Annotated in this window: 12 protein-coding genes and 1 riboswitch; of the genes, 2 read left to right on the top strand and 10 right to left on the bottom strand. The window is 65.4% G+C overall.

Features of this window, described 5'->3' with window-relative positions:
* Positions 1-42: 42 nt before the first annotated feature.
* A complete protein-coding gene (locus tag ING15_RS10905) occupies positions 43-480 on the bottom strand; it encodes an alpha/beta hydrolase (protein ID WP_206454837.1) in 438 nt (145 codons plus the stop codon).
* A gap of 20 nt (positions 481-500) precedes the next feature.
* Positions 501-1,448, bottom strand: coding sequence for a ring-cleaving dioxygenase (locus ING15_RS10900; RefSeq protein WP_206454836.1), 948 nt, complete (start codon positions 1,446-1,448; stop codon positions 501-503).
* Positions 1,449-1,589: 141 nt separating this feature from the next.
* Here ING15_RS10900 and ING15_RS10895 point away from each other — a divergent pair, with 141 nt between their 5' ends.
* A complete protein-coding gene (locus tag ING15_RS10895) occupies positions 1,590-2,255 on the top strand; it encodes a nucleoside/nucleotide kinase family protein (protein ID WP_332873815.1) in 666 nt (221 codons plus the stop codon).
* Positions 2,256-2,505: 250 nt separating this feature from the next.
* Entirely contained in the window at positions 2,506-3,936 is a 1,431-nt protein-coding gene (locus tag ING15_RS10890) for an amidase (RefSeq protein WP_206454835.1), read from the top strand.
* A 135-nt stretch (positions 3,937-4,071) separates the two neighbouring features.
* On the opposite strand, the gene cobO is transcribed toward ING15_RS10890, so the two are convergent.
* The 8 genes from cobO to ING15_RS10850 form a co-directional block, all read right to left on the bottom strand.
* Positions 4,072-4,710 (bottom strand): cob(I)yrinic acid a,c-diamide adenosyltransferase, encoded by a 639-nt coding sequence (gene cobO, locus ING15_RS10885; RefSeq protein ID WP_206454834.1) that lies wholly within the window; start codon positions 4,708-4,710, stop codon positions 4,072-4,074.
* Positions 4,707-5,165 carry a GNAT family N-acetyltransferase gene (locus tag ING15_RS10880; protein ID WP_232845696.1) on the bottom strand — a complete coding sequence of 153 codons (459 nt, stop codon included), beginning with the start codon at positions 5,163-5,165 and terminating at the stop codon, positions 4,707-4,709. Before ING15_RS10880 ends, cobO begins: the two co-directional genes overlap by 4 nt.
* Positions 5,162-9,043, bottom strand: a complete 3,882-nt coding sequence (cobN, locus tag ING15_RS10875; RefSeq protein ID WP_206454833.1) for a cobaltochelatase subunit CobN — start codon at positions 9,041-9,043, stop codon at positions 5,162-5,164. The genes ING15_RS10880 and cobN overlap by 4 nt, the downstream gene beginning before the upstream one ends.
* Before the next feature lie 12 nt (positions 9,044-9,055).
* Positions 9,056-10,132, bottom strand: a complete 1,077-nt coding sequence (gene cobW, locus ING15_RS10870; RefSeq protein ID WP_206454832.1) for a cobalamin biosynthesis protein CobW — start codon at positions 10,130-10,132, stop codon at positions 9,056-9,058.
* Positions 10,133-10,177: 45 nt separating this feature from the next.
* The gene (gene cobU, locus ING15_RS10865; protein ID WP_206454955.1) at positions 10,178-10,702 is read right to left on the bottom strand and encodes a bifunctional adenosylcobinamide kinase/adenosylcobinamide-phosphate guanylyltransferase; all 525 of its coding nucleotides are present in this window, start codon (positions 10,700-10,702) and stop codon (positions 10,178-10,180) included.
* Between the two features lie 2 nt (positions 10,703-10,704).
* A complete protein-coding gene (locus ING15_RS10860) occupies positions 10,705-11,472 on the bottom strand; it encodes a CbtA family protein (RefSeq protein WP_206454831.1) in 768 nt (255 codons plus the stop codon).
* Between the two features lie 96 nt (positions 11,473-11,568).
* Positions 11,569-11,745, bottom strand: a complete 177-nt coding sequence (locus ING15_RS10855) for a CbtB domain-containing protein (protein WP_206454830.1) — start codon at positions 11,743-11,745, stop codon at positions 11,569-11,571.
* 27 nt (positions 11,746-11,772) lie between these two features.
* Positions 11,773-12,034: riboswitch (cobalamin riboswitch) on the bottom strand.
* A gap of 164 nt (positions 12,035-12,198) precedes the next feature.
* On the bottom strand, positions 12,199-12,348 hold the full coding sequence (locus ING15_RS10850; protein ID WP_206454829.1) for a hypothetical protein: 150 nt from the start codon (positions 12,346-12,348) through the stop codon (positions 12,199-12,201).
* Positions 12,349-12,402: the final 54 nt, after the last annotated feature.

The raw sequence follows: 12,402 nt of genomic DNA, 5'->3' as shown, positions 1-12,402 counted from the left end.
AGCGGGGCGCCTTGCCAGAGGATTCCGCAGGGGCAGCCTCCCTCAACCTCGCAGCGCCGCGATAAGCCGCCGGGCTTCCGCGACCTCGCCCATGTTGATCGCGTGTCCGGGCTCCGGATAGAGCTTTGCCGTGACCTTGGCACGCCGGCTGCGTAGATGCTCCGCCGTCTCCCTGTCGAAGCCGGCCTCGGCGAGTGCGGCGAGGATCGTGCCGATCCGGTCAAGCGCGGCCGACAGAAACGGCTCGTTCGCCGCGATCGGCTCCATGAACGGGCGCGGATACCAGGCACCGCCCTCAGCCTGAGGCGCAAGATAGGCAATGCCCGGCAGGGCGATCGCCTCGCCGAGGCTGAGGATGTCCTCGGCGGTGGCGCCGCGCCCGTGCAGGCACAGCATGGCGCGCGTCGCTTCGGCGAGGGACGCGCCGGTATGTTTGAGCCCGTGTTCGGCGAGAAGCGCCGGTTCGTCCCGTTCTGTCATGGCCGGTTCCCTCTCCTGGCTCAGCCGAGCGGCTTCAAATTGGCCTCGATCTGCTCCCGCCTCGGCTCCAGGAATGGCGGCAGCGACAGGCTTTGCCCGAGGCTTTCCATCGGCTCGTCCACCGCGAAGCCCGGCCCGTCCGTCGCGATCTCGAAGAGGATGCCGTTCGGCTCGCGGAAATAGAGCGAGCGGAAATAATAGCGCTCGACCTCGCCGCTCGACGGCACGCGGAATCCCTGCACCCGTTCGGTCCATTCGTGCAACTCCTCGATATCGGCCGCCCGGAACGCCACGTGATGCACGCCGCCGGCGCCCTGCCCGGCCCGTGACAGGTTCGGCTCGACCGCGACATGCAGCTCCGCCGCCGGACCGCCCTCGCCCATCTCGAAGGCATGGACGCTTGCGCCGTCCGCCTCGTAGGTCCGCGTTTTGCGCATGTTCATGATCTCGGTGAGGATCGGTTCCGTCCGGCCGAGATCGGGAACCGACATGACGATCGGGCCGAGGCCGCGGATCTGGTGCGCCTCGGGCACGCTGCTGCCATCGCACGGGTTGGCGTCGCCCTTGCCGCCATCGTCGATGAGCCGCAGGCGCTGGCCTTCCGGGTCCTCGAAGTCGAGCGAGGCCCGGCCATCGAGTTCACGGGTGTCGCCCACGGCGACGCCCGCCTCGGTCAGGCGATCACGCCAGAATTCGAGGCTGTCGCGGCCGGCGACGCGCAGTCCGGTGCGCGAAATCGCATTGGTGCCGCGCCGCTCCGGCGCCGCCGGAAAATCGAAGAAGGTGATGTCGGTGCCCGGACTGGCCTTTCCGTCGGCATAGAACAGATGGTAGGCGCTGGTGTCGTCTTGGTTCACCGTCTTCTTGACCAGACGCAGCCCGAGCACGTCGGTATAAAAGCGCAGATTGCCGGGGGCGTCGGCGGTAATGGCGGTCAGATGGTGGATGCCCTTCAACGCGATGCTCATGGCCGTTGCTCCGTGCGGTTCAAATTCCTCGACGAAATAAGCGGCTTCACGCCCCCGATGAAAAGAGCCCGGTTCGTAACGAATCGTCTTCATATAGTGAACGGCCGTTTTCACATCCCGAACGAATAGCGGAGCGACGACGTGACTTCCTCCGATTGCACCACCCCCGGAGATCCGAAGCCGATCACGCCGGATGCTCTCGCGGACGTGATCGCGGCACGGCAAAAGCCCGGCCGCCTGATCGTCGCCATTGCCGGCTCGCCCGGCTCGGGCAAGAGCACTTTTGCCGAACGGCTTCGCGACCGCCTGAACGCCGCATCGCCGGGGTCGACCGACATTCTGCCGATGGACGGCTTCCATTTCGACGACGCCGTTCTCGCGGCGCGCGGCGACCGGCCGCGCAAGGGCGCGCCGCACACTTTCGATGTCGATGGGCTGGCCGTCATGCTCGACCGGCTGCGGGCCGGCGACGGCCGCGACGTCGCGGTCCCGGTGTTCGACCGGTCGATCGAGATCGCTCGCGCCGGGGCGCGGATCATCGCCGCGTCCACGCCCATCATCCTCGTCGAGGGCAATTATCTTCTCCTCGACGATCCCGCCTGGGCACCGCTGCGGCAGCGCTTAGACATGACGGTGATGCTCGCCGTGCCGGAGGCGGTTCTGGAAGCCCGCCTGGCCGAGCGCTGGGGTGGTTATGGCCTCGAAGGCGCCGCGCTTCGCGACAAGCTCAACGGCAACGACCTGCCCAACATGCGGCTGGTACTGGAGAAAAGCGTGTCGGCGGATTTCGTGGTGGCGAATTTTTAGGGCTGGTTGCGGTCGGGGCCTCATGTTGGCGAACGGCGCAGGCCGGATCGTGGGACATCAGGCATTCGGCATCTTATCGGAGCGTCTCAATCCGACCCATGTCTGCCATAAGCGTTGGTGTTGGACACTCCCGAAACCAGACCTTGTAAAGTGCCACGGGAATCAGAGATGCCTGTCGCTAAATCAGGATGATAGCGGCGTCAGAGTGCTGCCACGCGAAAATGCAGTGTCAGATTGCAGGAGTTAGACCGTGTCCAAGACGTCGCCATTGGAACTTGATCTAAAGCAGATATCGCAAGCAATCATCAACAGGCAGTGGAGTGCCCGCGAAGTTGTCGAGGCCTCGATATCTCGTGTAGAAGCGGTTGATCGCGATCTGCATGCCTTTTGTACACTGGATGATACGGCCATCGAACAGGCAGAAGAGACCGATCGCCGCCTCGCCGATGGGTTGCCCGTAGGCCCCTTGGCCGGCGTTCCCGTTGCCGTGAAAGACCTGATTTCCACTCGGGGCTTGCGAACGACTTTCGGTTCGCGCCTCTACGCCGACTTTGTTCCCGAGCAAGACGACATCGTGGTCGAGCGTCTCAAGGCGGCGGGAGCAATCATTGTTGGCAAGACGAACACGTCAGAGTTCGGCTACGGCGGCATCGGTCACAACCACGTTTTTCCCACGACGCGGAATCCCTGGAATACGGCACTGACGCCTGGCGGCTCCAGTGCGGGTTCGGCAGTTGCGGTCGCAGCGCGGATGGTTCCTCTGGCCTTGGGAAGCGACGGTGGCGGGTCGATACGCATCCCAGCGTCCTTATCTGGCGTATTCGGAATGAAGCCGTCCTGGGGACGTGTCCCACTGTTTCCGGGGTGCAGGGACGAACAGTATCCCGGTCAGTCTGGCTGGGAGTCGCTTGAACATGTTGGCCCGCTTACACGCACGGCCGCCGACGCGGCGTTTGCCCTCTCAGTCCTCAGCGGCCCATCTTCTCTCGACAGGCATTCAATTCCGTCTCAGGCTGAGGATTGGATTTTGAAAGAGCTCGGGGCGATGCAGGGCGCTCGCATTGCCTATTCCAGCGATCTTGGCTTTGCCGTCGTCGATCTCGAGATACTCGGTGCATTCGAGGATGCCATCGCGCAATTGAAGTCAGTGATAGGCTCTGTTGAATGCGCCTATCCCGCCGTTGGTAATACCGAAGGCCTTCTCGACACGCTCGTTGCTCTCGAAACGGACCGCGCCGGACTGAAGGGCATGGAATCTGATCGAGGTATCAAACTGGATGGCTGGATCGGAAGTATTCTCGACCGCACCTGGAGTGCAGATCAGTTCACTGCGGCGCTCATGGAGAGGAAGCGCGTCGCCAACATTACCGCTCAGTTCATGGGCGAGTTCGACTTCCTCCTGACCCCCACTACCGCCATTGCCGCTTTCGCCGCGGACACATACGGCCCTGCGGAAATTGCGGGGCAATCGCTTCCGCCGTCCGCATGGGTTCCTTTTTCGGCCCTCGCAAACTTCACTGGCCTCCCGGCTGCCTCGGTTCCCATTGGCTTTACCGCCGATGGCCGCCCAATCGGGCTCCAGATCATGGGACGACATCTGGACGACAGGGGAGTGCTTTCCTTGTCTGCTGTGATCGAGACGCTCTTTCAGCATGACCGCTGGCCTGGCCCACCTCTGTGAGCCTGCCGTAGTCAGGATAACCTTTGCAAAACGGCCGCTATGCGGCCTGTTGGCTGGAAAGCCGTCCGGCTGGTTTCCACCCAAAGCCGTAATTCAAAGCGGACACCTGTATACCAAAAGCCGACCCTTAACCCCCTAAAACTCGATCCCGACCTGCGCCTTCACGCCGGATCGGAACGGGTGCTTGATCATCTCCATCTCGGTGACCAGATCGGCGATCTCGATCAGTTCGTCCTTGGCGTTGCGGCCAGTGACGACGACATGCTTCATCGCCGGCTTGCCCTTGAGGAAGTCCACCACCTCGGCGATGTCGAGATAGTCGTAGCGCAGGACGATGTTGAGCTCGTCGAGCAGCACCAGCTGGTGTTCGTCGTCCATGATCAGCGCCTTCGCCCGCTCCCACGCGGCCTTGGCGGCGGCAATGTCGCGCTGGCGGTCCTGGGTCTCCCAGGTGAAGCCGTCGCCCATCGCGGTCATCGTCACCTGGTCGGGAAAATGCTCCAGCACCTTGCGCTCGCCGGTCTCCCACTTGCCCTTGACGAACTGCACGATGGCCACCTTCATGCCGTTGCCGAGCGCCCGGAAGACGAGGCCGAAGGCGGCCGTCGACTTGCCCTTGCCCTTGCCGGTGTGGACGATCAGCAGGCCCTTCTCGATCGTCTTGGTGGCGAGGATCTTGTCGCGCGCCGCCTTCTTCTTCTTCATTTTCTCGGCATGGCGGGCGTCGAGATCGTCCTCCGACATTCCGTCCGTGATTTTGGCCTTGTCCGTCATTTCCCCATCCCATCGTCTGCCATCGGCGACCCCGCCAATTTCTTTGCGTAAAAGATCCGTTCTTCGCCCGCCGGATAGTTCGGCAGCCGACCGAACGGACGATAGCCCATCGCCTCGTAGAACCCCGGCGACTGGAAGGAATAGGTATCCACCCAGGCGCTGTGGCAACCCTCCGCCAGCGCGATCGTCTCGGCCTGTTCCAGCAGTCGCCGGCCCAGCCCCCGCCCCCGCCAGCGCTCGGGCACGGCAACGGTCTCGATCGACAGCCAGTCCCAGTAGAGCTTGCCGATCAGGCCGCCGTCGACGCCCTCATCATCGCTGAGCGCCAGCATGACGAAGCGCGGCGCGTAAGCGAATTTGCCCCGCGTCGCGGGTTCGGCGAGCGGCGCCACGATCCGGCTGTGCGCGTCCGTATCCGACATTTCGATGCGCTCGATCGTCACCACGCCGGTCATGGCGAGCGTCCGTCGATGCCACCGAGATGGGCACGGGCCGAGTTGGAGCGGGGCGACCACAAGCCGCGGTCGATCGCCTCGGCGAGCCGGTCGCTCATCTCGCGATAGGCGTTCGGGTTGTTCTCCAGCATGAAGGCGCGCAAATCGTCATCGGCGACGAAGGCCTGATAGACCGCATCGAAGTGATGATCGCGCACCGCCCCCGTCGTCGCCGAGAAGGCGAAGAGATAGTCGACCGTCGCGGCGATCTCGAAAGCACCCTTGTAGCCGTGCCGCATGATCCCGGCGATCCATTTCGGGTTGACGACACGGGCTCGGACGACCCGGCCGATTTCTTCCTCCAGCGTCCGCACGACCGGCCGCTCGGGCCGCGAGTGATCGTTGTGGTAGACGACCGGCCGTGTGCCGGAGACATGCTCCACCGCCGCCGTCATTCCGCCCTCGAACTGGTAGTAGTCGTCGGAATCCAGAAGGTCGTGCTCGCGATTGTCCTGATTCTGGACCACCGCCTCGATGCCGGCAAGCCGCGTCTCGAAACTCGTGCGCTCGGCCTCGCCTTCGGCATCCGCCCCGTAGGCATAAGAGCCCCAGACGAGATAGCTTTCCGCCAGATCAGCTTGTGTCTCCCAGCCCTTTTCGTCGATCAGCGCCTGCAGCCCCGCCCCGTAGGCACCGGGCTTCGATCCGAAAATCCGGAAGCCGGCGCGCTTGTCCGCCTCCTCCGGCGACTGCCCCTCCGCCACGAACGCCCGCCGCTCGGCCGCCATCCGCGCGGCAATCGGGTTGTCGCCGGCCTCCTCCTCCAGCGCGCCGATTGCCCGGACCGCCCGGTCGAACAGCGCGATCTGGTCCGGAAAAGCGTCGCGGAAGAAACCGGAAATGCGCAGCGTCACGTCGACCCGTGGCCGGCCGAGTTCGGCCAGCGTCACGATCTCGTAGCCGGTGACGCGCCGGGAGGCCCGGTCCCATACCGGCTTCGCCCCGACCAAGGCCAGCGCCTGCGCGATGTCGTCGCCGCCGGTGCGCATGTTGGACGTGCCCCAGGCGGTGAGCCCGATCGAACGCGGCCAGTCGCCATGGTCCTGGAGGTGACGGATCACCAGGAGTTCGGCCGATTTGCTTCCGAGATACCAGGCGGCCTCGGTCGGCACCGCGCGGGTATCGACGGAAAAGAAGTTACGGCCGGTCGGCAAAACGTCCGCCCGTCCCCGCGTCGGCGCGCCGGACGGCCCCGGCGGCACGAAGCGGCCGGAAAGCCCGGCCAGCAGCCCGGCGATCTCGGCCGGCCCCGAGCCCGTCACCGCAGGCTTCAGCCGCGCCGTCACATCCGCCATCACCGCGCCTGTGGAGTGCCATTCCGGGTGCGGCGCGATCTCGCCCCCGGCGAGCTGTGTCGCCAGCAGTTCGATGCGCTCCACCGTGTCGCCCTGCGTCCGCCAGGAGTCTGTGGACAGGCTGTGGAGAACCTGTGGACATGGTCCCTCCCACGGCGCCGCCATGTCGCAGTCGAGCGGGTCGAACGGCGCCGAACCCGCTCCCAGCAGATCCGCCGCGATCGCCCGGTGCAGCGACGCATCGCCCGGCTCCGTCCCGCGCGGCAGCCGCGCCAGCGCCACGACGAGATCGGTCAACAGCCGTCCCTCCGGCGCCTGGCCGAAGACGTGCAACCCGTCGCGGATCTGCATTTCCTTCAGGTCGCAGAGATAGGCGTCGAGCTTTTCCAGCGCCGTCTCCTCGGCGTCCGTCGCGCCGATCCCCGCGTCGCGGTCGAGGCCGATGTCGCGTACGAGATCGAGGATGCGCCCTTTCAAGAGCGTCAGACGCCGGGGGTCGGTGCCGGCCGCCTCGTAATATTCGTCGACCAGCGCCTCCAGATCCCGCAGCGGCCCGTAGGTTTCCGCCCGGGTCAGCGGCGGCGTCAGATGATCGATGATGACGGCGCTGGTCCGCCGCTTGGCCTGGGTGCCCTCGCCCGGATCGTTGACGATGAACGGGTAGAGATGCGGCAACGGCCCGAACACCGCCTCGGGAAAGCAGGTCTCCGACAACGCCAGCGCCTTGCCCGGCAGCCATTCGAGATTGCCGTGCTTGCCCATATGGACGACTGCATCCACCTCATATGCGGACCTGAGATAGGCGTAGAGCGCCAGGTAGTTGTGCGGCGGCACAAGGTCGGGCGAGTGGTAGGTTTCCTTCGGATCGATGTTGTAGCCGCGCGCCGGCTGGATGCCGATCAGCGTCTCGCCGAACCGCGCCAGCGGCAGTGCGAAGGCCGCCTCGCCGCGATGCGTCACCACGAATGGATCGCCCTCCGGCGCACCCCAGCGTTCCGTCACCGCCGACCGCACGGCCTCGGGCAGTCCCGCGAAAAACCGTCGATAGGCCGCAATCGACAGCGTCTCGCGCACCTCCCGCATCGCGGTTCCGGCATTGGTCGGCCCGGCCATCAGATGATCGATCAGCGCGTTGCCGCTCTCAGGAATATCCGCCACCGGATAGCCCGCCGCCGCCATCGCCTCGAGTACCTCGATCGTCCCGGCCGGCGTGTCGAGCCCCACCCCGTTGCCGAGCCGCCCGTCCCGGTTGGGATAGTTGGCGAGCAGGATCGCCACACGCTTTTCCGAAACAGGTTTCCGCCGCAGCCGCGCCCAACGGGCCGCGAGCTCGGCGACGAACGCCACGCGGTCGGCCATCGAGCGGTGCGCGACGATATCCGTCTCGGTTAGCGCATCCCATTCGCCAGCCGATTTGAAGGCAATGGCGCGCGACAACACCCGCCCGTCAACCTCCGGCAACGCAACGCTCATCGCCAGATCACGGGCCGACAACCCTTGCGCGGATGTCTTCCAGCTTTCCGCCGACCCGCTCGCCAAGACTGCCTGCAAGACGACGGCGCCCTGTTCCTCCAGCACCGTCGGAACGCGGTCTCCGCCCGGCGAGGACACCGCGAAGCCGGTCAGATTGACGACGACGTCGGGAGCCCGGTCCGCGAACAATGCCCGCACCGTCTCGATCGACACCGGGTCCTTCAGGCTGGAAACGAACACCGGCAGCACATCCAGCCCCCGCTCCGCCATTTCCTGCGTCAGCGCCTCCACCGGCTCGGTCTGCCCGCTCTGCACCAGCGCCCGGTAGAACACGATCGCCGCGAGAGGCTTTCCCTCCGCTTCGTCATCCCGGCCTTGAGCCGAAATCCATTCCGAGCCGTCTTCGCTGCCGTCGCGGTCCAGATGCGTATCCACATTTTGAGGCACGGGTCCCAGCTCAAGGCCGAGATGACCAAGGGATGGCGCCTTCGGGAACGAATGGTCGGAAAAGCGGGATACGCCGGCACCAACCTCCAGCACGCCGGCCTTCAGCAGCGGCTGCGCCTCGGCCGGCCACTCGCCGCCGCCAAGGATTGCGCCGCAACCCTCCAGGAACTTCCCGGCATTCGCCGCCCCGCCCTCGACCAGATAGCGCCAGAGCCGGTCGCGCTCGGCGAGCGGGATCGTGGTGTAGTGGTCGAGCCCCTGATCCGGCTTGTCGTCGCCGGGCAGCACCACGAGCTTGGCTCCCGCCGCCTGCGCGTTGGCAAGCAGCGCGTCCAGCCCGTAGGGCCAGTACGCCGCGCCGCCGAGCAACCGCACCACGACGAGCCTGGCGTGGCGCAACGTTCGCTCGACATAGGCGTCGACCGACATCGGGTGCTTGAGGCGCAGCAGGTTGGCGAGGCGCAGCGTCGGCGCCGCATCGCCGAGGCGCCGGGCCGCCGCCGCAAGGCTGGCGATCTCCGTGTCGGCCGCCGACAGCACCACAATATCGGCCGGCGACTGGCCGAGGTCGACCGCTTCGCCGCCGTCGTCGATCGTGCCTTTCTGGGCGAGAAGAAGATGCAAGGAAAGCGCCCGCTACTCGGCGGCTTCTTTTGCCGCGCTCTCAGCCAACGCCCGAATCTCGGCCTCGATCCGCACCGCGTCGAGGCCGTCGTGAAGCCCGATGACGACAAGACGCGTGGCCCGGGTTTCGCCGGGTGCCCAGGCGCGGTCGAAATAGGTGTCGATCCGTTGGCCGACCGCCTGCACGACCAGCCGCATTGGCTTGCCCGGCACGTCGGCAAAACCCTTCAGCCGCAGAATGTCATGGGCCGCGATCAGTCTGGACAGTCCCTTCGCGAAGGTCGCTGGGTCGGGGACGGCGCCGGCATCGACGACGAAGCTCTCGAACTCGTCGTGGTCGTGCGCCTCGCCCGCATGCTCCTGCTCGTGATGCGACTTGCGCGCGGCGATGAGGTCTTCCGTGCCGGCCGCGATGCCGAGCAGCACGTCCGCCGGCAGCTTGCCACCCTCCGCGGTCACGATCTTCACCCCGCGCGCGCTCTTTTGCCGGATCTCGCGCCGCACCCGCTCCAGTGTCGGAGCGTCAACCAGATCGGCCTTGTTGAGGACGATGAGGTCGGCTGCCGCGATCTGGTCCTCGAACAGCTCCTCCAACGGATTATCGTGGTCGAGGCTCTCATCCGCCACCCGCTGGGCCGCGACTTTTTCCTCGTCGTCGGCAAAGCGGCCGTCGGCGACGGCCGCCGTATCGATGACCGTGACGACCCCGTCGACGGTCACCCGCGTCTTCACCTCCGGCCAGTTGAAGGCCGCGACCAGCGGCTGCGGCAAGGCGAGACCCGAGGTTTCGATGACGATGTGATCGGGCACGCGATCGCGCTCCAAAAGCTTGGTCATGGTCGGAATGAAGTCGTCGGCGACGGTGCAACAGATGCAGCCATTGGTCAGTTCGACAACGTCGTCCTCGCTGCAGGTCTCGATCCCGCAGCCCTTGAGGATGTCGCCATCGACGCCGAGATCACCGAACTCGTTGATGACCAATGCGATTTTCCGACCCCCGGCATTCTGCAGGAGGTTGCGAACGAGCGTCGTCTTGCCCGCACCGAGAAAGCCGGTGATGACGGTGGCGGGAATTTTCTGGCCCTGCATGGGTGCCTCCATTGTCGCGATCATCTCATTCTTGGCGGTCGGCGATCAGCCCTTCAATATCATCGGCAGGCCGGCGGCGACGAAGATGACCTTTGCCGCGACCGCCGCAACTGTTTGGTGCAACCGGCCCGCGTGATCTCGAAAATCACGGGCCATCTCGTTCTCCGGCACGATCCCGAGCCCGACCTCGTTGGAAACGAGGATCACCGGACCTGGAAGCATCGCGGCGAGGCAGTCGACCAGCGCCTGACATTCCACCGCGACCGCCCGTCCCTCCATCATGAGGTTGGTCAGCCACAGCGTCAGGCAATCGACGAGGAGCACCCGCTCCGGCCCGGCTTCGCACCGGATCGCGGTCACCAGATCGAGCGGCACTTCAACCGTTCGCCAGCCGTTGCCCCGCCGTACCCGGTGCTGGCTGATGCGCGCCTCCATCTCGGCGTCGAAAGCCCTGCCCGTCGCGAGATAGACGGGAGCAAGACTGCTTTCTTCGGCCAGCCGCTCGGCAAGGGCGCTTTTGCCGGAGCGGGCTCCGCCAATAATGAGAGTGACACCATCGCCGAGCGCTATACTCACACCGCGCGAGTCCCGAATCGGTCCATCACGAAGCCGACGCTGAGCCCCAGCAGAACCCAGAACGCCGCCGTAGTGGCCAGCGAAATGACCGCGAACTCCGCCGCAAGCGTTGGCGGAACCGGGCTCGCAAGGTCAAGCGGGTGCGGCGCGCCGACCACATGCGGCACGGCAAGCATCACGATCGCGGCCAATGTTGCCCATAGCTCGCGTCTAAACACCAGAAGGTAAAGCGCTCCTGCGGTCAACGTAACGACTGCGGCCCACCAGACTTGCCGCTCGAACAGATCGGCGGCCGGCATCGCCGGCAGTTCCGGCGGCAGTCCGAGCGCGGGCGCCAGACCCACGGTCGCAAAGCCGGCCAAACCCCATAGAACGCCATTCGACCGGGCGATTGCGCGGCCGGTGAGCAGGCTGACCGCCGCCAGGATCAGCGCGAAGCCACCACCCGCCACGATATTCGCTGACAGCGTGCCAAATAGGCGGTTGCCGTCGAACGAAGATGCGCCCGCCTCTTCGCTGCTCGCCCCGACTGCCGGCTCGTGGTAATTGGCGAGCACCAATTCGCCGCCGAACAACGCCGACATTTGCCGGCGTTCCGCCGAACCGCCGAGATCGGGACTAACCGCCTCGTGTCCCGGGGCACCGCTCTCATATTCCTCGGCTTGGAGAATTAGCGGGACCACGCCGGCATATTGAACCGGGGTCATCACGACACCGACGAAAAGGCCAGCAACCAGCGCGGCCAACAGGAATCTGACAATCATAGCGGTATCCCTTCCGCGCCGAGGTGCTCGGGCGGCTTCGATCAATACGACAAAGCAAAAGCCCGGTCCGCGCCATGGCGGCCGGGCAAACAAAGCTTAGTGGCAGGGGAATCCGTAGGAATGCCGCACATCGTGCGCCGTGTCATGCACCGCCGCCGAATGGGCGAAACCGATGCCGAAGACGAAAAACACTCCGAGAACCAGCGCCGCGAGTCCGGTCGCGATACGCGTCGGTGCATCGGTATGCGCGATGCTGTGGGTAGTGGTAGTCATATCAACCTCCGTGACGGCCGCGAAATGCGGCGGGTTACAAGGCCGGCAGGTCTCCTGGCTCACGGGTCGTCGGTCGTCGCCTCGCCTTCCCGAAGCCTAAGCTTCAGTGGCTTTCCGATTCGTTCCTCGATGCGCATGGCATTTTCAGCACGAATCGGCGGTGAAGACCTCGCCGCTCTACAGTCGCGGGGTCGGCTGCGATGAGGGCCCCCTGCTTGGGTCGGCCCGTCGCATTCCCTCTTCGCCCCAGCCGCTTGGCAGCCGGGGAACCGTCCTTCGACCGGATCGGGCGTTTCTCGCGCCCTCCCGATCAATTTGTCACAGTAGCGATCGGCGTCTATGGCGCAAGCGATTTCGCGTCCGCCCGAACAGGGTCTCCGAAACGCATTGCCGCCCGGCCGCGCAATGCGAAGCCGGACCGCTCGATCGTGTTCGACCGAAGGAAGCCTGGCGTCAGCGCGCGGCGGCCTGCTCGCAGGCTTCGACGTGCTTGGCCAACGCCTCGGTCGAGAGAATGGCGCTGATCGTGCGAATGTCGCGGTTCTGGAACTTCGGCGTCTGCTGCAGTTCCTTCAACCGCTCCAGGAGGGTTACTCGGCTCATGCTGGTCTCCTTTTCCTGTCGGGAGTCGCCGCGATCAGGGGCGGCGGACTCATT

Source organism: Aurantimonas marina, assembly GCF_017183135.1.
Taxonomy (GTDB): Bacteria; Pseudomonadota; Alphaproteobacteria; order Rhizobiales; family Rhizobiaceae; genus Aurantimonas; species Aurantimonas marina.
The sequence above is the reverse complement of the archived record's forward strand: the minus strand, read 5'-3'. Positions and strand labels throughout refer to the sequence as shown.

Coding starts and splice junctions, on each gene's coding strand:
- ING15_RS10905 (WP_206454837.1), bottom strand. CDS start 480: ATGACAGAACGGGACGAACCGGCGCTTCTCGCCGAACACGGGCTCAAA.
- ING15_RS10900 (WP_206454836.1), bottom strand. CDS start 1,448: ATGAGCATCGCGTTGAAGGGCATCCACCATCTGACCGCCATTACCGCC.
- cobO (WP_206454834.1), bottom strand. CDS start 4,710: ATGACGGACAAGGCCAAAATCACGGACGGAATGTCGGAGGACGATCTC.
- ING15_RS10880 (WP_232845696.1), bottom strand. CDS start 5,165: ATGACCGGCGTGGTGACGATCGAGCGCATCGAAATGTCGGATACGGAC.
- cobW (WP_206454832.1), bottom strand. CDS start 10,132: ATGCAGGGCCAGAAAATTCCCGCCACCGTCATCACCGGCTTTCTCGGT.
- ING15_RS10860 (WP_206454831.1), bottom strand. CDS start 11,472: ATGATTGTCAGATTCCTGTTGGCCGCGCTGGTTGCTGGCCTTTTCGTC.
- ING15_RS10855 (WP_206454830.1), bottom strand. CDS start 11,745: ATGACTACCACTACCCACAGCATCGCGCATACCGATGCACCGACGCGT.
- ING15_RS10850 (WP_206454829.1), bottom strand. CDS start 12,348: ATGAGCCGAGTAACCCTCCTGGAGCGGTTGAAGGAACTGCAGCAGACG.